The 24,853-nt window shown below is 68.2% G+C and carries 12 protein-coding genes; 2 read left to right on the top strand and 10 right to left on the bottom strand.

Annotated elements, in window-relative coordinates; translation table 11 throughout:
• Positions 1-105: 105 nt before the first annotated feature.
• The 6 genes from LZ199_RS42910 to LZ199_RS42890 form a co-directional block, all read right to left on the bottom strand.
• On the bottom strand, positions 106-3,180 hold the full coding sequence (locus tag LZ199_RS42910; RefSeq protein ID WP_253999615.1) for a tetratricopeptide repeat protein: 3,075 nt from the start codon (positions 3,178-3,180) through the stop codon (positions 106-108).
• Complete coding sequence (locus LZ199_RS47070) at positions 3,093-3,386, bottom strand: restriction endonuclease (RefSeq protein WP_407667342.1); 294 nt, start codon at positions 3,384-3,386, stop codon at positions 3,093-3,095. Before LZ199_RS47070 ends, LZ199_RS42910 begins: the two co-directional genes overlap by 88 nt.
• A 341-nt stretch (positions 3,387-3,727) precedes the next feature.
• Complete coding sequence (sitI6, locus tag LZ199_RS42905; RefSeq protein WP_253999614.1) at positions 3,728-4,447, bottom strand: SitI6 family double-CXXCG motif immunity protein; 720 nt, start codon at positions 4,445-4,447, stop codon at positions 3,728-3,730.
• 6 nt (positions 4,448-4,453) lie between these two features.
• Positions 4,454-5,125 carry a SitA6 family polymorphic toxin lipoprotein gene (sitA6, locus tag LZ199_RS42900; protein WP_253999613.1) on the bottom strand — a complete coding sequence of 224 codons (672 nt, stop codon included), beginning with the start codon at positions 5,123-5,125 and terminating at the stop codon, positions 4,454-4,456.
• A gap of 76 nt (positions 5,126-5,201) precedes the next feature.
• Positions 5,202-8,417 carry a PAS domain-containing protein gene (locus tag LZ199_RS42895; RefSeq protein WP_253999612.1) on the bottom strand — a complete coding sequence of 1,072 codons (3,216 nt, stop codon included), beginning with the start codon at positions 8,415-8,417 and terminating at the stop codon, positions 5,202-5,204.
• Positions 8,418-8,632: 215 nt separating this feature from the next.
• Positions 8,633-9,628, bottom strand: a complete 996-nt coding sequence (locus LZ199_RS42890; RefSeq protein ID WP_253999611.1) for a hypothetical protein — start codon at positions 9,626-9,628, stop codon at positions 8,633-8,635.
• A gap of 249 nt (positions 9,629-9,877) precedes the next feature.
• Between LZ199_RS42890 and LZ199_RS42885 the strand changes: the two genes are divergently transcribed.
• The gene (locus LZ199_RS42885; RefSeq protein ID WP_253999610.1) at positions 9,878-11,377 is read left to right on the top strand and encodes a M20/M25/M40 family metallo-hydrolase; all 1,500 of its coding nucleotides are present in this window, start codon (positions 9,878-9,880) and stop codon (positions 11,375-11,377) included.
• A 15-nt stretch (positions 11,378-11,392) separates the two neighbouring features.
• On the opposite strand, the gene LZ199_RS42880 is transcribed toward LZ199_RS42885, so the two are convergent.
• On the bottom strand, positions 11,393-14,392 hold the full coding sequence (locus tag LZ199_RS42880) for a tetratricopeptide repeat protein (protein WP_253999609.1): 3,000 nt from the start codon (positions 14,390-14,392) through the stop codon (positions 11,393-11,395).
• Positions 14,393-14,677: 285 nt separating this feature from the next.
• On the opposite strand from LZ199_RS42880, the gene LZ199_RS42875 reads away from it, so the two are divergent.
• Positions 14,678-15,628 carry a D-2-hydroxyacid dehydrogenase family protein gene (locus LZ199_RS42875; protein ID WP_253999608.1) on the top strand — a complete coding sequence of 317 codons (951 nt, stop codon included), beginning with the start codon at positions 14,678-14,680 and terminating at the stop codon, positions 15,626-15,628.
• 1 nt (position 15,629) lies between these two features.
• Here the strand turns inward: LZ199_RS42875 and LZ199_RS42870 are convergent, their stop codons facing one another.
• The 3 genes from LZ199_RS42870 to LZ199_RS42860 are packed head-to-tail and all read right to left on the bottom strand — an operon-like array spanning position 15,630 to position 24,737.
• On the bottom strand, positions 15,630-17,933 hold the full coding sequence (locus LZ199_RS42870) for an AAA family ATPase (protein ID WP_253999607.1): 2,304 nt from the start codon (positions 17,931-17,933) through the stop codon (positions 15,630-15,632).
• Between the two features lies 1 nt (position 17,934).
• Positions 17,935-21,318: an AAA family ATPase gene (locus LZ199_RS42865; protein WP_253999606.1), complete on the bottom strand. Its 3,384-nt coding sequence runs from the start codon at positions 21,316-21,318 to the stop codon at positions 17,935-17,937.
• A 2-nt stretch (positions 21,319-21,320) separates the two neighbouring features.
• Positions 21,321-24,737 (bottom strand): AAA family ATPase, encoded by a 3,417-nt coding sequence (locus tag LZ199_RS42860; RefSeq protein WP_253999605.1) that lies wholly within the window; start codon positions 24,735-24,737, stop codon positions 21,321-21,323.
• Positions 24,738-24,853 lie beyond the last annotated feature (116 nt).

The following is a 24,853-nucleotide window of genomic DNA, read 5'->3' as shown; positions in this document are numbered from 1 at the left end:
CGAAGGCTCGCAAGCAGGTGAAGTGAGAGAACGTCCCAGCGTCGCTGACGCTCCGACTGCTCGCCATGGCCGGAACGGCTGCTCGGCTTGAGCTGGAATGGGTGCTCACCATCGCCGGAATACGCAGATAAAAAGCAAAGATCCGATAGGGGGCTTGATTCCATTGTCTGGCTCGGAAAGGTGCCCAAGGTGGGCGACGGCCTCGCCGTATGCTTTTTTCGAAATGAGGTTTGCCTCTCGTAGCGTCTCGGTAATGGACCAGCAACTCGCTAGACGAGCAGAGATTTCGGTGGGCAGATTGACCGGCTCGAGGTCGATTGTTGGCTTTTGGATGGGCAAGTAGTCGACTAGATATCCATTGTGTGCGCGGGTAAATTCGTACGTCTTCGCCCAGGCTGTACCCAGTTCCTCTGCTAGGAGCGGATCTAGGTGTTCATGGATTGTATTCGGCGGGGCAACGCTTATTTCTCCTCGATCGACCATGGAGATGAGTGTCTCTATAGCGTGAAGCCGAGCTGGTTGGTGGTGCGTTGTTTTGGAACGCATCGAGTGAAGTGCCAACATTAAGCTTGGGGCGACTTCAATCGGCTTGAATGTGTGCTCAACTGCGTCTAGGAGTTCAAGATGTTCTGCGAGAAGCATCGCCGTGACGTCCATTCGTACGCGCCACTTTGGTGCGTTGATGGGCGTTGGGGATTGCGGCCGCCGACCATGGCGAATTAATAGGGCTGGGTTTTGAAGTGGCCGTGGGTTGGCTTCGTTTTGGAGAAGCATGAGGCGGTATGTGGTTGCGAGCGAGCCTCTGATTTCTGCCGCGAGGACGTGAATTGGCGTCTCGCCACGGCGATATGAGTCTTCAAGGTCGGCTGCGTGATTTTTATTCTGGGTCGTGATTAGGACGAGGTCGCGCACATCCTTCATTTGAAATCCGCCGCGACCGGATTGGGCAAGACTCTGCATACGGGAGAAAAGTGGACGCACCTCAGTGTTGGTCTCTATTCCAAGTTTTGCCGCGATTGATATCGCGCTGCCAACCATGTCGTCTGGGATGGTGAGTTCTAATGCGCGCCGAAATAACTGGAGGGTTCTCTGGGCGTCGTCTGAGTGAAGAACGTGTGCGAGACGAAGCGCGAGTGGTGCGTTAAGATTTGGGTCAACTTCTATCTCTCGTGCGACAAGGGAAAGTCGTCTGAAATCGCCAGTTTCGAATAGAATGGAAGCTAGCCGCCACCGGTTCTCAAGAGATGGCTCTTCCCTAAGTAGCTCTTCGGCCTCATGGAGTGCACTCGATAGTCCTCCTGATCTGCTGAGACAGGAAATGCGAATGCGTCGAAGCGTACTGGTTAGTCGTTTTTGCGGAAGAAGGTTCCGATGCTGATCGAGTAGTTTTAGGCAGAGGTTCGGCTGGTTGTTGTTGTATGCGCAGGTGACTGCCAGGTGGAGGCTGTCCGCTGTTTTGATTGTTTCGACTAATTCCTCAGCGCGAGATGCTGTGAAGCCCCATTCGTGGTGTCTCGCCATCAGTCCGCACGCTTCAAGAAGGTGCTCGGCCTGGCCAGTTGCTCTAAATCGCACCTCAAGGCGGGCAGCCAAATCTCTTGTTTCCTCCAGGGTGTTGTTAAGTGTCTTGAGTGCCAGGAGTTCGATGTCCTCGGTCACCATGTTTGTTGGTTGCTGCCTAATGAAGTCGAGGGCGCCTTGTGGATTGTTGTCTAGGATAAGCGATTGCGCCCACCAATAGGCCCAGAGGGACTTCTGGTTGAGTTCTTTAAATGCGTCTCGATTTTTCTCGAGGAGGGCAAGTGCCCCTTGGGCGTTTTTCGTTGAGAGGTGGATGGTTGTGAGTGCTAGGATCTCAGGAATTTGGGCATGGGTGCTCGATGTGAGCCGCTCAAGAGCCGCCGCGCATGGGGTGAGATCAATGTTGAGGTTTCGGGTTACTGCCCAAGGAATTGCATAGGCGTGAGCCGGGGTCGTGGCCAGAATTTCCCGGCAAAAGGAAATGGCGTCTTCTTGGCGCTCAGGATCGTTTAGGAGGCAAGCAAGCTGCCACGCTTCCAGGCGTCGCCGTTTCGAGGGCGAATTTGCCTGTGCGGCGAGTGTTGAGAAGGTGTGCGCTGATTTCCGAATGGTTTCGATGCTCTCGTCATCGCGTCTGACTAGTTTCAGATCGATGGGTTCGGGCCATGAATCGATTCGAGAAGGGATCGAGGTTGGAGATAGGGTGCTGTAGTAGTTGATGATTGCGGCGGTGTACCGATTGCTCTCCCAGTGTGGTTCGAGTTCGAGAGCTTGTTGGATTTCAAGTTTGGCGCCGGTAATGTTCTTGTCGGCGATAAAGGCCAATGCTCTTAGGCGCCGCCCTCCTGCGCTGTTCTTGAGTTCGTCTGACTGGAGCAGTGGCCATGCTTCTTGTTGTCTTCCTGTTTCAATCAAGAGGCTGGCATAGAGTTCTCGGCTTTCTGGGTCGCTTCGGCCGTGAAGCAGCGTAATCGCATGTTCTTCGTGCCCATTGATGCGCGCAATCATTGCTTCGATGGGTACGTAGTCTTCGATGGGAGAAAGTGCTTGGGCTTCGGAAATTAGAGCCTGGGCTTTCTGAGGATCAATGTCTTCATGAAGAGCTAGACTGGCTTCGAAGCAGAGGATTCTAGCTCTGATCGCAGGTGTGAGTGCGGGCCAGGAGTTGTTGTCGTTCTTGATGGATGCTGCCCAGGCTATTGCTTCGACTGTGTAGCCTTGTCTTAATTTGTTTCTTGCGTGCTCAAGATCTCGCGATGTGAGGTTTGAGATGTTTTTGGAGAGTTGTTCCAATTGGCTGGCTAGGAGGGAGGAGATGAGGGGGGCGTTGCTGCTGGTTGGCGCGTTGATTGATGCGAGCGGTCTGCCGCAGATTTCTCGCAGCCAATACTCGGAATTGCTGAAGTAAGTTGAGACTATTTCCGGATGCGCTCTTAATTTGTTGCGAATTCTTGCTGCTGGCCATGTTTCGTAAATGATCCCTAGTCTCTTGAACTTCTTTATCTGGGCGGTGATTTCTGATTGACACTGCGTCGAGTCGAGCGAGCAGGCGACAAATAGGATGAAACGTTTTATGTTTTGTGATTTCCAGTGCTTTTGTGGAGCAGGAAGTCTTCTGAGGCTTTTCTGATGTCGGCAGGTTGGAATTGTGCGTAGCATTTACATTGCCCGACCTCAATGCCATCGCGTGATGCGCGACGTGCGATGAGGTCTATTCCCTGCTGCCCTTGACCGCGTGTCCCATAAACGTCGCATGCCGCTATTCCTTCTTCTGCATCAAATAGGTCGCGGCATAGGTCTTGAAATGCGTATTCATCGATCGTGTGAAAGGGCGGGAGTTGGCCGGGGCGAATTCCTGGTTTCATTTGTCTGTGCTTTCTGAGGAGTGATGTGTGGCCTGTGTCTTAAGGAAATGGAGAGTATCGCATTGCGCCTGTGTGGACTCTAGGCCGACGTTCGTGCGTCCCGCGTTTAGGTCTCTTTCCTTCGTGGCGGATGTGACCCGGTGTTCGATGTAGTTGCTTCCAGTTCCCTCGAGACGAGCCCGTCCGCGTACGAATCCAGGGTGGAGCAGTTCTGCATCCAGGTCTGAGTGGAGTGCACTTGGTAGGTCGAGCAGGCCTTGGGGTTGTGCGTCTGCGTGTTGACGGCAGACTTCGTGTGGCAATGCTATCGAGCAGAGCGGCTTCCGTAGATTTTGGCAGGATTAGCGTGCAGTCAGCTCGTGGAATGTGATTCCTTCTAGGCTCAGTCGGTGCACTGCGTCTTTGAAGCGCTCTGTGCCGATCACCATCGTGGCGAAGTTACCCACTCGGAACAGATCGAGTTCCGAGGGCAGGGATGCAGCAGCCAGGATGGGGTCGTCTGGACGTCCGAAGCCGTGACGTCCACAGGTCGGACACCGAGGAGGAACGTCTGTCGGAATGCAGTCCGGGTGCAGATTGCCCCGCGGCTCAATCTGGAGTTCGAGCAGCTCTGGCGGGTTCTTCTGCCGGAATCGAAATGCAGTGCGGCATCCCAGCAGTCCGCGCACTCCTTCCGCTTGTAGTCGATCCAGCGCGTCAGCGCGCGAAAGCAGTCTTGTTCCTAGCCACGCGATGGCCCCGAAATTTCCGACGGCACGTCCGGTCAATGGGCCGAAGTTCGTTCCAGGAGGGAGCGCGGTACCCTCTGGCACGTAGGGTCGTACCAACTCACGAAGACGAATGAACTCCGTCATCGGTTCGGGTCTCGGGGTGACGAACTCGGTGTGCTCTGGAAGAACCGAGAGGTCAACGGATGGGTAGTCGTGGCCCACAGCGCTCCAGGTGGCGCCGCACTCGTGACAGTGCAAGCCGGGGAGACCCCAGGTGTGCCTCGCGTCGACGTATCCTCCGTGCTTCGCCCTGACGCTCTTGTCTTCATTGACCCAATAGAAACGACTCATGCGTACCTACGCTCCTGGCCGTGAATAGTAGGGCTGAATGGGTCCACCTATTAGGTCGAATCGGTGAATCAGCTCTCCGGCATGCCTGAAAATCTCCGCAGGTGAGGCGAGCGGCCTGTCATTCATGAAGTCCCGCCAGGCATCGTTCCAGGCGCCACCTCGGCCTGTGCCATCGTGTATCCGCCGATGTACGACAAGGGGGATGGGCATGGTGTAGTCATGAATCTTTACCCCCTGGCGCTCGAACCACAGCGCCAGATCCTCTGACTGAGGGAAGATGTGGTGCTTTTCCCAGCGGCCCCGCGTGAGCTGATGTGAAGGTGGAATCACCTTCGAAGGGGCGCCGTTCCAGTTGGGGAACGTCATGATGGAGCCAGGCGGGAGCTTCTGTGCCACCCCCCAATTGCGCCGAGGGCCACTGCCCGGTGCCGCAGCCGCCGCGGGCGGACGCCCGGGAGGGAATCGCGCAAGCTCAAAGTCTCCGGGGATGTCCTCGCACCGGTAGAAGCCGCAGGCGTCTTCCACGCACAGAAGGGCGACGCACTGGTCTTCTTGGGCGGCGTCGCATTCTACCTCCGCCGCAGCCCACGCCTCTTGCGCGGTGTGCTGGGTGACGCTGGAGCAGCCCAGCCAGGACACGGCGAACAACGAAAGCCAGAAGGAATGAAGCGTTCGCATGGGCCGTAAAGTCTATCATCCTGGCCTGCAGCGACGAGAGATGCTGCAAACTTTCTCATGACCGGAGGGCCACCCGTCAGTGGATGGACGGCGGCGTCACCGGCTCCGGCCCCGTGAGAGGCAATTCGACGACGAACGTGGCCCCATGCCCGCGCTGGCTCTCCGCGCGGATGGTGCCCTGGTGGGCCTCGACGACCCTGCGACTGATGAAGAGCCCCAATCCCAGCCCTCCATAGTTCCGAGAAGACACCGCCCGTCCGAACTTCTCGAAGATGCGGCCCAGGTCCTCGGGGGCGATGCCGATGCCCTCGTCGCGCACCGTCAGCCGTCCTCGGCCATCCCGCTCCTCCACCCGGATGCGCACGGGCTTGCCGGGTCCATACTTGATGGCATTGGACACCAGCCCCCGCACCACCTGCTCCAGCCTCCGCGCGTCCCACCAGCCCATCACCGGCACCGGCGCCTGGACCTCCAGCACGCAGTCCGCCTGCGCCGCCTGCGAGCGAAGCTGGTCCGCCACCTCGCGAGCCACGGCCGCCAGGTCCACCCGCCCCAACTCCAACGGCAGCGGCGCGCCCGTGAGCTGCGTGACGTCCAGCAGGTCATTGATGAGCGCGGCGAGCTTGCGCACCTGCAGCGACGTGCTCTCCGACGCACGCAGCACGCTCTCCCGCAGGTGCTCGTCCGACGTGGGCGCCGCGGCCTCCCGCGCGAGCCCCTGGAGCTTGATTTGAAGCGGCGTGAGCGGCGTCTTCAGCTCATGCGACGCCACCGTGAGGAACTCGTCGCGCAGCCGCACCGCCTCCTGGAGCCGCACTTCGATATCCTTCAACTGCGTCACGTCCTGGAGCGCCAGCACCACGGTGGCTGGATGCCCATGCATGGCGGGCAGCTGCTCCGAGTCCACCAGGAACTCTCTCACCACCCCTGGGGCCACCCGCAAGGTCAGCGGCGTCCGCCGCAAGGTCTCTCCCCGCGCCGCCCGCGCCCCCGGAGTCTCCTCGTTGGGAATCGCGGCCCCCTCGGGGCCGATGACCTGGAAGAAGCTGTCGTACCGCTCCACCGGGATTCCCAGCGGGAACTGGCCGCCGAAGAGCTGATGCGCCGCCTGATTGGCGAAGAGCACCTTGCCACTGTGAGGCTCCATCAACAGCAGCGCGATGGGGCTAAGGTCCAGCACCGACTCCAGCCACTTCTGCTGGCTCCCCAGGTGCGCGGCCAGCTCCTCCGCCTGATGACGGGCCTGGACCTGCTGTGTCACATCCAGCGCGAAGGACATCACCGAGTCCACCTGCCCGCGCGCGTCGCGCAGGGGTTGGTAGATGATGTTGAAGTAGCGCTGCTCCATGGCCGTGCCCTCGAGCCCCAGCAGCAACGGCATCTCCGTGAGCCGCGTCGGCTTGCCTGTCTGATAGACCTCCTCGAGCGCCTGGGAATAGACGCGCCCCTTCTCGTTCCCCACCGAGAGCTCGCGCAGTGACTGGCCCACCAGGTCCCTGCCGTGCGACATCCGCTTGTAGACGGGATTGACGATGCTGAACACCTGCTCGGGCCCGGACAGGATGGCGATGGAGGCCGGGGCGTTCATCAGGATGTCGTAGAGCCGCGCGCGCTGCGCCTCCACCTCCGCCTCCGTCCGCTTGCGGTCGGTGATGTCGTTGACGAGCACGACGCAGCCCTGGATGCGGCCCTGGGCGTCCGCGCTCGGGACATAGGTGGATTGGACGTGGAGGTGTCGGCCGTCATCCAGCGCGAGCGCCGTCTCGTAGCTGACGCGCTCCCCCGCCAGCGCCCTGCGCACCCAGTCCCTGAAGAGCGGATAGAGCATCTCCCCGCCGACCTCTCGGACTGTCCGGCCCACCACGTCACTGGGCCGCTGGCCGAACCAGGTCTCGAAGGCGCGGTTGCAGAAGAGGTAGCGCTCCTCCGGGTCCAGGTAGGCCACCAGGGCGGGGAGCGCGTCGGTGATGGTGCGCAGCTGGTGCTCCTGCTGTCGCGCCTGCTCCCGGCTCTGCTCCAGGGCCTCCTTCGCCTGCGCCTGCTCCGTCACATCCCGCTGCGTGCCCCACACCCGGAGGAGCCAGCCGTCCTCCACCACGCCGAAGAGGTTGGCCAGCCGTATCCTCGTGGCGCCGTCACGGTCCACCAGCCGCGTCTCCAAATCCTGCACCCGGAAGCCGGCGCGGACGAAGTCGCGGATGGAGGCCCCGACCGTGTCTCCAATGCTCGTGACGAGCTGGCGCAGGGTGCGCCCCACCATGTGGCGGGCCGACTCATAGCCGGTCATTCGCGCCATGACGTCATTGGCTTCGGCGATGCGCCCCGTATTGGCCATGGCCTCGACGAGCGCCTCCTCCGGCATGCGCGTGTCGAGCGGCGGGTCCATCTCCAGACGCCAGATGCCCTCCGTGCTCTGGGCGACGAAGGTCCGGTAGCGCTCTTCGCTCGCCGCGAGCGCCCTCGTCGTGTGGCGCAGCTCCTGCTCCGCCTGCTTGCGCTCGCTGACGTCCTCCGCGGTGGACATCCACTCGCGCACCAGCCCGTCCTCCTCGAACACCGGCACGCCGCGCACGATGACGTCGCGCCAGGTGCCGTCGTGGAACTGCAGCCGAAGCTCCCCTCGATATGGCTCCCGCATCTCCAGCGCGGCGGCCCACTCCTTCAGGAAGCGTCCCCGGTCCGCGGGGTGGATGACATCCAGCCAGCCCAGGCCCAGGTGGGCCCCGAGCGACTGGCCCGTGAAGGCCATCCAGCGCGGCGCGGGTTCGGTGATGCCGCCCCGCGCATCGGTGGTCCACACCGTCTGCGCGGTGGCCTCCACGAGCGAGCGGTAGCGCTGCTCGTTCAACCGGATGGCCTGGTTCGCGCGCTTCTGGTCCGTGGTCTCCACCACGGTGATGCCCACGCCCTGCAGCGCGCCGCCCGCGTCCCGCACGGGGTAGTAGTTGACGAGGAAGTTGCGGGGGACGCCGGCCTGCTTGGCGGTGGCGCCGACAATCTCCAGATTGCGCACCGGCTGCCCCCGGTCGATGACCTGGCGATAGTGCGGCTCGATGAAGGGCCACAGGTCCGGCACCACGTCGCGGACCTGGCGGCCCAGGTGGGCCTCGCGTGGCAGGCCGTTCATCTCCGCGAGCGCGTCGTTGATGTGGATGAAGCGCAGCTCCAGGTCCACGAAGGCCAGTCCCACGGGCGCCCCCGCGACCATCGTCTCCAGGAAGAAGCGCGACTGCTCCGGGGAGATGTCCTCGATGGATTCGCTCTGCGTCTCGCTGGCGCCTGGTCCCCGCACGGTGCCCCCGGCCGTTCTCACCCTCGACGAGCCGACAGGGTGGGGGTGCCTGCTCGCTGTTCCGGGAGCACGGCATCCACACATGAGGCTGTGCATCCCCGGGACTCCCGGGGAGCCGCGAGCCCGCCAGGAAGCGAGCTGGCGGAAGGCTGGCCCCGCCCCGAAGTCAGGGAGAAGCGAAGGGCTGGCGCTCGACGGGCCGCCAGCCCGGGCCCTCAGATTTCGTGGGCCGTCTGCTCGTACACCAGGACTTTGTACGACTGGGGCAGGAGGATGACGTACAGCCATCGCCAGTTGTCTCCGTTGGGGCCCGTGGAGAACGTGCGGTAGTAGCGCTTCACCTGCACCGTCTCCGTGCCGTTGCTGTACGTCTCCAGCATGACGGGCAGCAGCGGCTTGAACTGCAGGAACATCTCGTTGCTCATCTCCGTCAGCGTCAACACCGCCGGAGTCGGGTCACCGCGGTAGCCGCTGTAGCGGCTCTGGGCGAGCACCGCCGCGGTGGCCTGGTTGAGCGTGGCCTCACCTGAGTACTGCCACTGGTAGTCGAGCCGGCGCACGTACGACACCATCTCCTCGCGCGCGGTGTTGGCCGTGTCGAGCGCGTACTGGAGACGCGCGGTGAGCGGCTGCTCCACGAAGGTGAGCGGGGAGCCCGCGGGCGCCGGCTGCGGATTGGGCAGACAGGTGCCGCCGATGCACGACGCCTGGAGGCGGAACTGCTTGTCCACCGCGTTCACGAAGCCCACCACCACCAGGTACTCGCCCGTCTTCGGAATCGTCACCAGGCCCAGCTTGCTCAGCGTGCCGTAGCCGGAGTCGTCATCCTGCGCGTGCAGGGTGGCGCCGTAGCTGCCGTTGGCGTCCTTCGGGCCGTAGAGGAACAGCCCGGTGTCCAGGTACATGGAGCTGCCCAGGTGCGTCACCTCCAGCGCGAGCTGCGCGCCCGCGTTCGCCTGGAGCGTGTAGCCGAAGTATCCCGGGAAGGTGGTCGGATAGCCCGCCACCGCGCCGCCAATGGTCAGCGGCCCCTTGAGCGTGGTGCTGTCAGCGATGTTGCCGCTGGGAGGAATCGGCGGCGCGGAGATGAGCGCGTGCGCGCCTTCCTCCAGCGTCCCGTCTTCGAGCATGGCCTCGGGAGCGCCACCACAGGCGCTCAGGAAGGCCACCGGCAGCATCCACAGCCAGGCTTGCTTCAGGTTTCCACGCATCGTCTCGGCCCCGTGTCAGTGAGGACGGAGGCACGGGTTGTTTCGCTCTTCCGGCGACCGCCCTGGGTGTTCGCGCCCGTCTGCCACCCCTGAAACTGAAACTCAAGCAATCAACGTGAAACGAAGTTTGTGCTTGTAGTCGGATGGGCCGAGGAAGCCTTGGCACTCCGCGCCTTGAATGAAACCCGTGAGGCTGGGAAAGCTGGGGACATGACGCCATCCCCCAGGTCGTGGAGTTGGAGCGCCGCATTGCTGTCGCTGGTCCTCGTGTCACCCGCGCGAGGAGAGGCCCCTGAGGCCGGCGCGCCCGGGGTGCGCGAGCGCGAGGCGATGGTGTTGACGGGGGCCGTGCTGGGCGCCACGCCGATGGTGGAGGACCTGCGCTCGCTGGTGGACGAGGTGGGTGGGCGCGCGACGGGCTCGGAGTCCAACCGTCGCGCGGTGAAGTGGGCGCTGGAGCGCTTCCGCGCGGCGGGTGTGCCAGCGACGGCGGAGTCCTTCCGGATGCCCGCGCTGTGGCTGGAGCAGTCCGCGAGCGTGACGGTGCAGGGCCAGGGCGTGAGCTTCGCGCCCCGGGTGGCGGCGATGCCCTTCTCCGCCGCGACGCCGAAGGGAGGCCTCACCGCGCCGCTGCTGGAGGTCGGCCGGGGCACCGAGGCGGACTTCAAGCGCGTAGGCGCGAAGGCGAAGGGTGCCTTCGTGCTGGTGGAGACGGAGGAGCTGAAGGACGTGGACGGCCTCTTCCGCGAGTACGCGGAGGCGGTGGGCGTGGAGGCGCGCGCGGCGAGCGCCGGCGCGGTGGGCGTCGTCTACATGGGCAGCCGTCCTGGCAATCAGCTCTACCGTCACAATGTCTCGACGGGGCCGAAGAACACCCGGCCCATGCTGGTGATGGAGCGTGACGGCGCCAGCCGTGCGCAGCGACTGCTGCGGGCCGGCACCGCGCTCACGCTGAAGGCCGCGCTGGAACTGAAGACAGGCGGCCCCTACGAGGCGCAGAACGTCATCGGAGAGCTGCGCGGCACCACCAGGCCGGAGGAGGTCGTCGTCCTGGGCGCGCACCTGGACAGCTGGGACTTGGGCGGCGGCGCGCTCGACAACGGGGCCAACGTGGCGATGCTCATCGACCTGGCGCGGCAGATGCGACGGCTGGGGCTCAAGCCCGCGCGCACCATCCGCTTCGCGCTGTGGAATGGCGAGGAGCAGGGGATGTACGGCTCGGCGGGGTATGTGCGCTCGCACGTGGCGGAGCTGGATGGCCATGCCATGGCGCTGTCCGTGGACATCGGCTGTGGCCGCATCAACGGCTTCTTCACCAATGGCCGGCCTCCGCTGGTGCCGCTGGTGGAGCGCGCGCTCGCCCCGGTGGCGGGCCTGGGGCCCTTCACTCAGGTGGACGTGCCGGTGGTGGGCACCGACAACCTGGACTTCATGCTGAGCGGCGTGGCCAACCTCATCGCCAACCAGGAGTCCGCCACGTACGGGCCCAACTACCATGCGCGCTCGGACGAGTTCGAGCAGTGCGACGCGCGCACGCTGCGCACCAATGCCGCCGTGGTGGGCGCGCTGGCGTGGGGCTTCGCCAACATGGACGAGCGACTGGCCAGGCAGAGCCGCGCGGAGGTGGAGGCGCTCATGAAGACCACCGACCTGACCGAGCAGATGAAGTCCTTCAACGTCTGGGACGAGTGGGCGGCGGGGGCCCGAGGCCGTCCCGCCGAGCGTCAGGTGTCCCCCACGCCGCGCTGAGCGTGGACGCCGGGCTCAGCGGAGCTTGTGCTTCGCGAGCCACTCGTTGATGAGGGGGAGCGTCTTCTCCGAGGGGTCGTCCTTCATGGCCATGGTGCGCGCCTCGGCGACGAGCTTCAGGGCGCGGGCGCGGTCCTTGCCGGACTCCCACAGCGCCTGGGCGAGCAGGAACTTCACCTCGGTGCGCTGGCCGGGCCCTGGCGTCGCCTTGTCCCAGCCGGCGACGGCGCGCTCCAGGGGCACGAGCGCCTCCGCGGGCCGGTCCAGCTTGAGGAAGGCGGTGCCCAAATCCCGCAGGCTGAGGGTCCACTGCCCGGAGCTGTCATCCGGTTGCAGGAGCATGATGTCCACGGCCCGCTGGCAGTAGTGCAGCATGTCCGCGTAGCGCTGCTTGGTGGACATGATTTTTCCGGCGAGGCGCAGCGGGCTCACCAGGGACGGGTCCATCAGGCCGCGCGACTTGTCGCGAAGGGTGATGGTCCGCAGGAAGTGCTCCAGGGACGGGTCGAAGAGGTTCTTGTGGAAATAGAGGACGCCCAGGTTGGCGTGGATGACGGACGCGCCGAAGCTCTCCGCCCCGTCCGTCTTCGCGACGATGGTCAGCGCGCGCTCGTACAGGGGGAGGGCCTCGTCCATGCGCGACTGGACGACGAGCGTGGAGGCCAGGTCGTTGAGCGCATCGTAGACGCGAGGGTGGTCCGGGCCGAGCGTGCGCTCGAAGACGCCGAGGGCCTCGCGGGCAATCAACTCCGCCAGCTTCAGGTCGTCCTGGTCCCTGAGCACGGGGACCACGGCCAGTCGCACCCGGGCGACCTCGGGGTGCTCGTCGCCCAGGGCCTGCCGGGTGATGGTGGCGGCGCGCTCCAGGTGCGCCCGGGCCTCGGCGAGTCGGGGGTGGACCCACTGCGTGGCGCCCAGCTCCAGGAGCACGTCCGCCACCTCCAGGCTGTCCGGACCGAAGGTGCTCTCCGCTATCAGCAGGGCCTGCTCCTGCAACGCCACGGCTTCGTCGAAGCGCCGCTGCTTGCGCAGGACGGTTCCGGAGTAGGTGAGGAGGTTGACGCGGGTCAGCTCGTTGCCGCCGCCCAGCCGTTCGATGGCGGCGGCGGCGCGGTCCTTCCAGCGTGAGGCCAGCTCGTACTCGTCCAGGCCGATGCAGGACACTCGGACGAGCAGCGTCCAGGCGCGCGCCGCCACGGCGTCCTGGCGCGTGGCCTCCGCGGCGTTCAGCGCCTCGAAGAGCGAGGTCTCCGCGCCCCGCCAGTCTCCGGCTCCTTCGCGCAGCTCGCCGAGCAGCAGGGAGATTTCAGCGCCGTCGTGACGGTTCGCCGCCCGCTTCGCTGCCAGCGCCGTCGGCTCCACCAGCGTGACGCCTTCCGCGTAGCGCCCGGTGGCGAGGAGCGCACGGCCTCGTGCGAGTGTCGCTCGCAACGCCGCGTGGCGCTCCCGGGCTTCAGGGCCCTCGGGCAGCGTGGCCCCGCCGGGCGCCAGCGCTTCCGAGCAGCCGGACAGGGGCGGCAGGCCCTTCACCGCGCGGTGCGACTCGTCCACCGTCCTGGCGTCCGCCTGGGACAGCAGGCGCGTGAGCGCGGAGACATCCGCCAGCCGGTTGTCGAGGCAGCGCATGCGCCACGCCATCACCTCTTCGGGCTGCTCGCCCCGGACGCGGGTGGCCTCGCAGGCGGTGGTGCGCGTCGTCGTCCACGCGGCGGTGTACGCGTCCAGCTCCCGGCGCACGCGCTCCCATGCGGCGGAGGCATAGGGGCGGCCGGTGGCGGTGAACGCGGCCTGGATGGCGGAGGCCTGCTCGGGGCTCCAGACGGTGGTCATCTCATGCGGTGCGCTCGCGCAGGCACGGGCTCCGCTGGTGTGTACCGCATGGGTGAGGCCCACCGCCGTGGCCAGCACCGCCACCGCGCCGGTGAGCTGGAGCCCTCGCTTCCACCTGGCGGCCGGGTCCTTCTGGAGCGCGTCGAGCAGGGCCTGCAGGTGCGGGAAGCGGTCCTCCGCGCGCCGGGAGAGTCCGCGCAGCAGCACGCGGCGCAGCCACGGAGGAACCCGCGTGCCGGCGGGCGGAGGGCGCACCTGTCCCGAGGACACCTGTGTGGCCAGCTCCGCCAGGGTGGTGCCCTCGAAGGGGCGCGCGCCGTAGAGGGCCTCGTGGAGGGCCACGCAGAAGGAGAACTGGTCTCCGGAGGCGCCGGCGCGCGTCTCACCGAGCAGCTGCTCCGGGGCCATGTAGGCCGGCGTGCCGCCCGTCAGCGAGCGCTCTACCACCTGGGGGTCGGCGCGCGCGGGCAGCGAGCTCTCGCGCGTGGTGGAGGCGCCCAGGCGCGCGAGGCCGAAGTCGGTGACGTGGACGTTGTCGTCGCCGCCGACGAGGAGGTTGGCCGGCTTGAAGTCGCCGTGCACCACGCCCGCGGCATGTGCGGCCGCGAGGCCCCGGCCCGCGTCCAGGAAGAGGTCCAACACCTCGCGCCACGGACGGGGCGCGGCCTTGAGCCACTCGCCCAGCGTCTGGGCCTCCACCCGCTCCATGGCGAGGAACACGTGCTGGCCGAAGGTGCCCACGTCGTAGACGGCCACCACGTTGGGGTGGGAGACACGGGCCATGGCCTGCGCCTCGCGCAGCAGGTGGGCGCGCTCCTTCTCCACGTCCAGGCCCAGGGCACCGGTGCGCAGCAGCTTGAGGGCGACGCGGCGGTCCAGCTCCGGGTCATAGGCGCCGTACACGACGCCCATCGCTCCCGCGCCCAGCAGCTCCAGGACGAGGTAGCGCCCCACCGCCGTGCCCTTCTCCAGCGCCGAGTCATCGCGACGCAGGGTGGAAGGGGGCTGGGGCTCCGTGGGCGTCGCGGTGGTGGTGACGTCGGGCGACTGCGCGCGCAGTCCCTCGGCGACGAGCGTTCGACAGGCGGCGCACGTGTCGAGGTGGGCATCGACCTCGGCGGTCTCCTCGGGCGACAGCTCGCCCAACAACAACTTCATGAAGACGGTCTCGTCGACGCAGCGCATGAAGGGGGAGGGTTCCTGCACCAGGTGGGGAGTGGGCGTCGGCGACGATAGCAGAGTGTCCCCGGGCGACAGGGAGTGGGTGTCACGCCGGAGCCTTGTCACCTCGCGGTGACAGCCGGGCGAGGCCCATGACAGAGGGCAAACGGGCAGGCGGGCACGGCTCCGCGGCGTGAGCGCAGGCACTGCATCCGAGGGAGGGACCTGGTCCTCCCATCGACAAAGCCGGGAGACGACACGTGCGCTCGCTGCGCCGTCATGGCAGCGTCATCGGCAGGAGGAGTGCCCATGCGAGTGGCCATCCTGGATGACTACCTGGACGTCGCGAGGACCTCGGCGGACTGGTCGCTCCTTCCCGCTGGCTTCGAGCCGCGCTTCTTCCGGGAGCCGCTCGCGGGAGAGGATGCCGTGGCGCAGGCGCTCCAGGCGTTCGAGGTCATCGTCGCGATGCGCGAGCGCACGGCGTTTCCCGCGTCGCTCCTCGCGCGCCTGCCCCGACTGCGCCTGCTGGTGACGACGGGCATGCGCAACGCGGCCATCGACCTGGACGCCTGCCAACGTCAGGGCATCACCGTGTGTGGCACGGGTGCGGTGGGTGCCCCCGCCGCCGAGCTGACGTGGGCGTTGATTCTGGCGCTGCTCAAGCGCATCCCCGCCGAGGACCAGTCGCTGCGCTCCGGGGGATGGCAGACGGGGCTCACGGAGACGGTGTCCGGCAAGCGCCTGGGCGTCGTGGGGCTCGGCAAGCTGGGGACGCAGGTGGCGAAGGTGGGGCTCGCCTTCGGGATGGACGTGGTGGCCTGGAGTCCCCGCCTGACAGCCGAGCGCGCCGAGGCCGCCGGAGCGCGGCTCGTCGACAAGGCCGCGCTCTTCGCCACGTCGGATGTCGTCACGCTGCACCTCGTGCTGGGAGAGCGGACACAGGGCGTGGTGGGCGCGGCGGAGCTGGGGGCGATGAAGCGCTCGGCCTACCTCGTCAACACCTCACGCGCCGGGCTCCTGGACGAGGAGGCCCTGCTCTCAGCCCTCCGCGAGCGACGCATCGCCGGGGCGGGGCTGGATGTCTTCTCCGTCGAGCCGCTGCCGCGTGAGCACCCGTTGAGGTTCCTCCCCAACACGGTGCTCACGCCGCATCTCGGCTACGTCACGCGAGAGAACCACGCCGTCTACTACCGCGACGCGGTGGAGGACATCCTGGCGTGGAGCCAGGGCCGTCCCGTGAGACTGCTCGGCGCGTGAGTCACGTCCGGGCCTCCAGCTCCAGCTGTCCCTGCGTGCCCACGCGCAGCGTCACCTGTCGGTGCGGAGTGCCCGCATGCATCGCGAGCCACTGTGCCAGCGGGACGATGGCGTGCTGCTCCACCGCGCGCTTCAGCGGGCGCGCACCGTAGCGCGCGTCGAAGCCGGCCTTCGCGAGGAAGTCCACCACGTCCTCGCCGAAGCTCACCTTCACCCCGCGCCGTGAGAGGCCCTCGCGGCCCAGCGCCGCTTCCAGGGTGCGTCGCGCGAGCGTCCTGATGACGTCCGGCGCGAGGGCGCGGTAGGGGACCACCTGGTCCAGCCGGTTGAGCAGCTCCGGTCGGAAGAAGGCCGTGGCCGCGCCCAGGTAGTGCGCCTCCATGTCCCGAGGCGTGTCCCCGCCAAAGCCCAGCGAGCGTGACGCTGACTCCGCGCCCAGGTTGCTGGTGAGCAGCACCACCGTGTTCCGGAAGCTGACGGTGCGGCCGGTGCCGTCCGTCAGCCGTCCCTCGCCGAGGACCTGGAGCAGCAGGTCATGCACCCCCGCGTCCGCCTTCTCCACCTCGTCCAGCAGCACCACGCCGAAGGGCTGCTCCCTCACGCGTCGCGCGAGCCCTCCCTGCTGGCCTCCCACTTCGCCCACCAGCCGTCCCGCGCTGCCGGGCGCGGCGTACTCCGCCATGTCGAAGCGGGCCAGCCGGGCGATGTCGCCGAAGAGGTACTCCGCCAGCGCGAGCGCCGACTCCGTCTTGCCCACGCCCGTGGGCCCCAGGAGCAGGAACGCCCCCAATGGCCGTGAAGGGTCCGCGAGTCCCGTCTTCAGCGTGACGACGAGGTTGCGCAAGAGCAGCGTGGCCTCGTCCTGGCCGACGATGCGCTCGCGGAAGCGGCGCAGCAGCGCGTCCGGGTCCAGGCGAATCGACGAGTCCACCAGCTCCCTCGGGTAGCCGGTGCGCGTGCAGAACGCGGAGGTCACCGCGCCCGCATCCACTTCCGTCCCCGTCTCGGCCTGCGCCGTCGCGGCGCGAAGCAGTGACACCGCGCCACCCGGAGGTGGACCTTCACCGAAGCGCTCCGTCAGCTCCGCCGCGCGCTCCAATGAGGCGGGCGTGAAGCGCACCTTGCGCGCCTTCGCGACGCGCTGGGAGGCCTGCTGCACCGCGGCCCGTGCCTTCTCGGGCACCAGCGGCTCCACGACGACATGCCGCAGCGCCTGGAGGAAGGCGCCATGGGTCCGCTCCGCGCGCGCGACGTCCTCCGGCGTGGCCTCCAGCACCAGTGAGACCTCGCCCCCTTCCAATGCCGGCAGCAGATGCCGCGCGACGTCCAGGCCCGTGTCGCCGCCCCCCAGGGAGAGCAGCTCGGAGAGGCTGTCCAGGTGGAGCACCGCGCGCCGCACCCGCAGCTCGTTCACCATGAGCTGCACGCGCTTCTGCCACTGCCCCAGGTAGCGCATGCCGGCCATGATGCGACCGCCCGAGGTGCTGAAGACCTCCAGTCCTTGGAGCGAGCTCCCCGACGCCGAGGACTCCGCCCGGTGCACCAGCTCGTGCACCAGCGACGTCTTGCCCACGGAGGGCGGCCCCACGAGCAGCACGCTCGCGCGCGCCCGCGCCGTGACGGCCTCCGCCAGCAGGCCGACCTCCGCGTCCCGCTCCCACGCACGCTCCAGCAGTCCCGCGCGGGCCTCTTCGTTGAGGCAGCGGCTCGCCTCGGCGAGACCCGGAGGCGGGGGAGGGCGGCGCACCGGCCCTCGGGGCTCTTCGATGATCCGCGCGCGAGCCGCCTCTCGGGACTTCACCGTCACGGAGAGGGTCTCGACGGTCTCCTCGCCCAGGTAGGCCAGCGAGTGCAGGCGCTCCAGGGGCGCCATGTAGAGCTCGTGACGGACCAGCTCCTCCACATAGGCCTCCAGGTCCGAGAGGTCCTGTAGCGAGCCCTCCACGTCCACGCGAGGAATCCACACGTGCACGGGCCCCTTCGCCGCGCCCTTCTTGCTGGTGCGCTCCGTCTTCCCGCGTCCCCCGCGCGTCACCACCGTGAGCTTGAGGGGCACGGGCAACAGCCGTCCGTGCTGCACCGCGCGCACGGTGAGGTTCATCTTCTTCGTGCGCAGGTCCGGCCAGTGCGTCTGGGCATCCTTCAGCTCTCCGCGCTTGAGCAGCCGTCCCAGGACCTCCGCCACGTCCAGTCGCGCGGTCGCCAGGTCCGGCGCGAACGAGGCCAGATGCGGGTGCGTCAATACGTGCGCGGCCACTCCCACGCCGGGGTAGTTCCGCACGAACAGATGGAAGTTCTTGTCCATGTCAGCGCCCTCCTCGCGCGGGCTCGCGCAGCACCCGCGCCGCCCAGGCCACGGACTCGGAAGGAGGTCTCCCGCTTCCCAGATGAAGGACGTTGTCGGGCGCGCCCTCCGCGACGACGTGGCCCTGGGGCGACTCGGGCGCCTGACCCGCGCGACGCGCCTCCCGCTCCGCCAGCTTCACCGCGTCGCGCGTCGCCACCGTGCGGGACACGTCCTTCATCAAGTCCGGTGCCTCGTTGAGCAGCTCCACGCGGACCAACGCGGGCCGCGAGTCCAGGTGCACCAGCACATAGCCCTCCAGCGGCGCGAGCACCTCCGACAAGCCGAACGCCGAAAGGCTCACCACCTGTCGCCGCACCCGCACTCCCGCCGGGCGCGTCGTGCCCGGCGCGGCCCAGGCGACGCTGCCGTCCGGCTCCACGCGCTCCTCGTGGATGGCCACGCGTCCCAGCCCCTGGGGAATCGCCTTCACCACGGCCTCCAAGGCGGCGACGGGCGAGTCCGCGAGCCCTTCCACCAGCAGCGCGCGCACCTCCATTCCGCGCTCCCGGGTGGCCAGCTGGTGCGCGAGCCACTCCACTTCATCGCGCAGGCTCACCACCTTGGGACGACAGCGGCGAAGCCGCTCCTCGGGAGACACCGGCAACGGCGCCGAGCCATAGGTGGTCCGAGGGCGCAGTCCGCCACGTCCCCGGCTGCGCCTCCAACTGGCCTGGTACCCGACGCGCTCCTCCTTGCCAGCGGGCTCCGCCGTCTCCAGGAAGTCGCGGTCCGCCAGCTCGTTCTCGCGGATGTCCAGGGCCTCCGCCGACAGGCGCTCCAGTCGCTCGCGCAGCTCCACCGCCTCGGGGCCACCGCGCGGAGCCTCGCCTTCGGACGGCCGAGGCTCCGCCGCCGACAAGGTCTCCAGCCGCGCCGTCACTTCCTCCAGCACCCGAGCCACTCCAGGGAGTGTCCACGAGGTGGGGTCCTGCTCGCGAGTCCACGAGGGCTCTCGCATGAGCAGCTCCACCGACAGCCCCATGTCCTCGCCCCGGCGGAACAGCTCCACGCGGGCCAGGTCCTCGCCGCCGCGCCGCACCAGGTGGTGGGCCAGGGGCACCGTGAGGCGTCGCTCCAGCGCGCGCTTCAGGGGACGTGCGCCGTAGCGCGGGTCGTACGCCTGCTCCACCAGCAGGTCGAGCAACGCGGACTCCACCTCCACCAGCACGTTGCCCTTGCGGATGCCCCGCCGCGACAAGAGCGACTCCAGGGCGTGCTCCACGACGACGCGCAGCGCGGTGGGGGTGAGCGAGCGGAACGGCACCACGCGATCCAACCGGTTGAAGAACTCCGGACGGAAGAAGGCCCGCACGGAAGAGAGGTAGTGCGCCTCCGCGCCTTCGGGAGCGCGGTGGAAGCCCGTGCGGGCGGCGGCCTCGCGCACGCCCAGGTTGGACGTGAGCACCACCACCGCCTGCCGAGCGTCCACGGTGCGCCCCGCGCCGTCCGTCAGTCGTCCCTCGCCGAGGAACTGAAGGAGCGCGTCGAAGATGCGCGGGTGCGCCTTCTCCACCTCGTCGAACAGCACCACGCAGAACGGCTGGGTGCGCAGCGCCGTCGTCAGCTCGCCGTCCGGTGCGCCGGGCAGGCCCAGGAGCCGGGTGATGCTGGAGGCGGAGACGAACTCCGACATGTCGAAGCGGACCATCCGCTCCTCGCTGCCGAAGAGGGTGCGCGCCAGCGCCTTGGCTGTCTCCGTCTTGCCCACGCCGGTGGGGCCCACGAAGAGGTAGGTGGCCAGCGGCTTGTCCGGCGGCTGCAGCGAGCGCTGGAGCGTGAGGATGGCGTCCACCACGGCGGCGACGGCCTCCGGCTGTCCGGCCACCTGCGCGGTCAGCTCGCGCTCCAGCACCTCCCGGGACTTCGGCGGCGCGCTGCCCAGCACGAAGTCCGGCAGGCCCGTCTGCGCGCGCATCGCGGCGGTGACGTCCTCCTCCGTGAAGCGGCGCACGTTCTGGTCCACCGTGCCCGGCCTCGCGAGCACCCGGCGCAAGAGGCGCACCGCCTTGCCCGGGAAGGACTCGTGCGCGACGAAGCGCTCCTGCAGGTCCAGCAGGGTCTCCAGCGCCAGCGGGGACAGGCGCACCGCGGGCCCGCCGTCGCCCGAGCCCTCCAGCTCCCGCAGCGTCCCCAGCAGGGCCGGCAGCGTCGTGCGCGGCTCCAGCGCGGGCACGTGCACCACGCGGAACAGCGAGGCGAGCGTGGGCGCCTCCTCGCGCACCCGCTCGAAGCGCTCGGGCGTGGACTCGGCCAGCACGGTCAGCTCGCCGCGCGCCATGTGGGGCTCCAGGAACTGCGCGACGTTGGTGCGCTCGCTCGAGGTGCGGCCCGCGTAGACGAGCGAGGCCAGGTCGTCCACGTAGAGCAGGTCACCCACCTCCACCAGCTCCTTCACCACGCCCCGCGCGCGGGCCTCCCACTGGCCCACGTACATCATCCCCGCGATGAACTGGTTGCCGTCCACGCGCCACACGTCCCGACGCTGTCCCGCGGCGTCCTGGCGCGCGGTGAGGCGGCGCACCACCTCGTGCACCAGCGCCGTCTTGCCGGAGCCCGGCGGGCCCACCAGGACGATGGCCGCGCCCTCGCGTCCTTCCAGCGCGTCCACCACCTCACGCACCAGCGCCTCGCGGCCGTAGCAGTGCTCCAGTCCGTCATCTCGCGCGGCGTGGCTCAGGTTGCGCGCCACCTCGCGCAGCTCGGTGAGCGTGAGGCGTCGGCGGTTGCGGCGGGCCTCGCGCTGCTCCGGCGTCTCGGGCGGAGGGCTCTTCGTCTCCTTCCCCGTGGCGCGGCGGCGCCTGGGGGGCTTGGGCGGCTTGGGCGGCGTCCGGGGGAGGATGGAGGGCGGATAGGCATCCACCTCCAGCAGCTCCAGGCGCTCACGGCCCTGGGCCCAGAAGCCCTCCAGGTTCGTCAGCCCGTGCTCCAGGCACCACGCGCCCAGCCTGCGCCCGAGCGCGAGGGGCAGGGACTCCACGTCGGGAATCGCGAAGCGGGCCTCCGCGAGCCGCGTGGGCGTCACTACCCAGAAGTCATCGCGGGGCCACTTCTCCAGCAGCACCGCCATGCGGCCCTTGAGCACGACGCGCAGGCCCTTCTCGCGGTCCCTCGCTTCGGTGTCGACCTTCACGTGCTTGAGCGCCAGGTGGGGCGGCAGCTGGTAGCTGGCCACCCGCGACGGGTGCTCCTTCTCGAAGCGCTCCATGACGGCGAGCGCCAGGTCGTCCCTCAGCGAGGACAGGCTGGGGCCCACGCGGTGGATCCTGGGCCAGAAGGCGGGGACCCACGCCTCGACGAGACGGCCGCCCAGGGGCGCGACGACCAGGGGGAGCTTGAGTTCCATGGTCAGTCCTCCTCCGTCTCGCCAAACACGCGCCAGTTCATCCAGGGCTCCAACAAGGAATCCAACTCCAGGCCTCCGCCGCCGTAGCGCACGCGGGTTCCGGTGCGCATGTCCTCCACCGAGCCGCCCGAGGTGTCCGTCGAGCCCGGACGGATTCGCCGGACCTCCGTCTTCGGCAACTGCGCCTCCAGCTTCTCCCACTCCGGCAGCACGTCCCGGCTGCGAGGGTTGGCGGTGAAGAGCGCGCGCACCAGCGCCGCCTGACTGCCCTCCACGAAGCGGTGCACGCCGTGCTCGGCGGAGAGCAGCAACGGACGCGTTTCACCGGAAATCTGGAGGGCATACGCGAGGGGTGTGGGCTGGAGGTCCAGCAGCTCATCCACCCTGGGGTAGACCCAATCCGGCGGAGGGGGAATGCGCGGTGCCTTCGCTCCGTCCTCGGGCTTGGGCGTCCAGAGCAGGGCGCGCTGGAAGGCCAGGGAGTAGCGGTTGCACCAGCGCTCATAGGACTTCGCCAGGAAGCAGAGCTGCGGCCACGCGCCACGGCCAGGCACCAGTATCAGGGTGGCGCCTCGCGAGTAGTGGTAGAGGCTGGCATACAGCCGCTCCCGCAGGGGCTGGAACGTCGAGCGCAGCGTGGCCACGTCGCGCGCGAGCGACTCCGCCTGGCCCACCGCGCGTGACAGGTGGGCTTCGAAGAGCAGGTCCTCGATGGCCTCCGTCTGCTGCGAGCACTCCCGAAAGGCCTTGTCCAGCTCGCGGGCATCCGTGGCCTTCCTCGCGGCCTCCTTCGCCAGCGAGCGCTCCTCCCAGTACGAGGCCTGTCGGGACACCTTGTCGAAGACCGCCAGCTCCCGCCGCAGCGTGAGCATGGGGGGCGAGCGGCTCCAACGCTGCACCTCCGCGCGCAGCGTGGCGGCGTCCTCCAGCACCTGCTCGATGGCCTGCCGTCCCACGCCCTCCGCCGCGCCACCCACGGCCTCCGCGCGCAGCGTGAGCCCGCCGTCGCCGGCCTCCGCGTGCAGCACCACGGGCCCCGTCTTCGGATGCGCCGCGAGCCAGGCGGCCACCGGCACCACCAGCTCCCGCTCCAGCGCGCGCTTCAGGGGCCGGGCGCCGTAGCGCGGGTCGAAGCCGCGCGCCGACAGCCAGTCCAGCGCGGACTCGGAGACGACGAGGCTGGCGTCATGGCGAGACAGCCCGGAGCGCTTCCGGATGGCGTCCACCTCGCGCACCACCAGCTTGCGCAGCAGCTCCTCGGACAGCGGCGAGAAGACGACGGTGTCGTCCAGGCGGTTGAACAGCTCCGGGCGGAAGAAGCGCTGCACCTCCACCAGGTAGTGCGTGCGCAGCGCGGCGACGTCGGGCACACCGCCCAGCGAGTCGAAGCCCACGCGCGCGCGCCAGGTGTCCGCGCCCAGGTTGCTGGTGAGCACGAGGACGGCGTTGCGGAAGTCGGTGAAGCGGCCGGACGCGTCGGTGAGGCGCCCCTCGCCCAGCACGCCCAGGAGCGCGTCGTGCACGGCGGGGTGGGCCTTCTCGACTTCGTCCAGCAGCACCACGCAGAAGGGCTGGCGGCGCACGGCGGCGGAGAGGTAGCCCGGCGTCGCGCCGTCGCCCAGCAGGCGCAGCAGCGCGTCCGGCCCCGCGTACTCGCCCATGTCCAGGCGCACCATGCGCTCGCGCGAGCCGAAGAGCAGCTCAGCGAGGGCCTTGGACAGCTCCGTCTTGCCCACGCCGGTGGGGCCCACGAAGAGCAGCACGCCCAGCGGCCTGCGCGTGTCGGCGAGCCCCGCCTTGAGGACGGACACCACGGAGGAGACGCGCTCCACCGCGGTCTGCTGTCCCAGCACGCGCGTGGTGAGGAACGCACGGACCTGGGCCGGCTCCAGCGGCACGTCGTCGCGCAGCAGCGACTCGGGGATGCCGGACTCGGACGCGAACTGGCGCACGGCGTCCAGTCGGATGACGCGTGGCTGGACCGCGTGGGCACACGTGGCAATCAGCCTGCGGAGGAAGGCCACCGCGTTGCCCACCTGCGCGCCATACGGCAGGAAGCGCCGGCACAGGAAGCGGCACTCCTCCAGCGCCTCGGGCAGCACCTCCAGGGGCGTGGTGCTTGGAGGGTCCTGGGCCACGCGGGTCAGGATGCTCGCGAGCGCCTCCGGCGTGGGCTCCTCCACGCGGACGACGGAGAACAGGCGGGCGAAGCTGGCGTTGCGGCGCTCCACCTGGGCCCAGGCCTCGGGGGTGGCCTCGGCCACCACGGACACTTCGCGGGTGACGAGCAGCGGCAGAAGGAGCTGGGCCACGTTCTGGTCGCTGTGCGCGCTCTTGCCCGCGTCGAGCAGGTCGATGGCGTGGCCCAGCGAGAGGATGGCGCGGGACTCGTTCGCCTCGCGGAAGGACTTCAGCACCTGCTGCTGCCAGTCGCCCCACATGCCCTCGCCGGCGATGAGGCGGCTGCCGTCCACGAAGAAGAAGGGGCGGGCCTTCTCGGCCGGAGTGGCGGTGGAGCCCTGCAGCGCCTCCGCGAGCGCATGGAGGACGGCGGACTTGCCCACGCCCGAGGGGCCCACCAGCACCACGGCCTCCGCGTCCTTCGCCGCCAGCCGGGCCCGCAGCAGCGTCACCAGGGCGTCCTGCTCATAGGCCGGGTCGAGCTGTCCCTCCGTCGCCAGCCGATGCCAGGGCACCGCGATGCGGTCCAGCGTGGGCATGGGTGGCGGCTTCTCCGGCTGCGCCCCCGGCTCGCGACGGCGGGAGCGCTTCCGGGGCTCCCACGTGTCCTCGTCGAGCGCGTCCTCGTCGTCCCCATCCAGGCTCACCGAGAGGCCCGACGCGGGTGGCGGCTCCTCGGGCGCCGCGTCCGGTGGGCGGGGCGGCGGGCGGATATCCAGGTGGAGCTGGCGGGGCGTGAGGGCCGACAGTCGCGTCGGCGTGGCCTCCACCTCCAAATCAATCAGGGCCTCGCCACCATCCGCGCGCAGGGCGAGGAGCCGCGCGTCGGGGAGTCCCTCCAACTGCTCGCGCAGCCGCTCGGCGGCGTCCTCGGGCACCTTCTTGCCCTGGAACCACAGGTGCGTCTCCAGCCGGGGCGCGTGCAGCCCGAGATAGGACTGGTGCGTGGGCGCGACGGCCGAGGCGAAGGTGAGGGGCGCGAGGGTGTTCTCCTCGTTGCCCCAGACGGGAATCGCGTCCAGCTCCAGCGTGTGCAGCGTGCCGCCCGTCGCGGCGATGAACTCCGGCACGCGACGCGGATGGATGCGGGTGAGCTGGTCATCCAGCGCGAGCGTCAGCTCCTCGGTGGCCTTCTCCAAGGTGTCCGCGTGCACCGCGAGATGAGGCAGGGACAGGGGGGTGAGCGTCACTCGACCGCTGGCGTGACGCTGCACCCAGCACTGGAAGCGAAAGTTCATGGAGTGTGCTCAGGCTAACATGGGGCGGCGCAGGGACGACGAGCGCCACGCGGGGCTGACGCGCCCCGTCGCGTGCATTGTTCTCCACGCGCTGGACAGTCGAGGAGGTTCGGCGG

The organism is Myxococcus qinghaiensis (assembly GCF_024198215.1).
Taxonomy (GTDB): domain Bacteria; phylum Myxococcota; class Myxococcia; order Myxococcales; family Myxococcaceae; genus Myxococcus; species Myxococcus qinghaiensis.
Note: the sequence above shows the minus strand (reverse complement) of the source record. Positions and strands in the feature narration are given on the sequence as shown.

Excerpts from the sequence above, each read along its gene's own strand:
- LZ199_RS42910 (WP_253999615.1), bottom strand. The coding sequence starts at position 3,180 with ATGCTACGCACAATTCCAACCTGCCGACATCAGAAAAGCCTCAGAAGA.
- LZ199_RS47070 (WP_407667342.1), bottom strand. The coding sequence starts at position 3,386 with ATGAAACCAGGAATTCGCCCCGGCCAACTCCCGCCCTTTCACACGATC.
- sitI6 (WP_253999614.1), bottom strand. The coding sequence starts at position 4,447 with ATGAGTCGTTTCTATTGGGTCAATGAAGACAAGAGCGTCAGGGCGAAG.
- sitA6 (WP_253999613.1), bottom strand. The coding sequence starts at position 5,125 with ATGCGAACGCTTCATTCCTTCTGGCTTTCGTTGTTCGCCGTGTCCTGG.
- LZ199_RS42890 (WP_253999611.1), bottom strand. The coding sequence starts at position 9,628 with ATGCGTGGAAACCTGAAGCAAGCCTGGCTGTGGATGCTGCCGGTGGCC.
- LZ199_RS42880 (WP_253999609.1), bottom strand. The coding sequence starts at position 14,392 with ATGCGCTGCGTCGACGAGACCGTCTTCATGAAGTTGTTGTTGGGCGAG.
- LZ199_RS42875 (WP_253999608.1), top strand. The coding sequence starts at position 14,678 with ATGCGAGTGGCCATCCTGGATGACTACCTGGACGTCGCGAGGACCTCG.
- LZ199_RS42870 (WP_253999607.1), bottom strand. The coding sequence starts at position 17,933 with ATGGACAAGAACTTCCATCTGTTCGTGCGGAACTACCCCGGCGTGGGA.
- LZ199_RS42865 (WP_253999606.1), bottom strand. The coding sequence starts at position 21,318 with ATGGAACTCAAGCTCCCCCTGGTCGTCGCGCCCCTGGGCGGCCGTCTC.
- LZ199_RS42860 (WP_253999605.1), bottom strand. The coding sequence starts at position 24,737 with ATGAACTTTCGCTTCCAGTGCTGGGTGCAGCGTCACGCCAGCGGTCGA.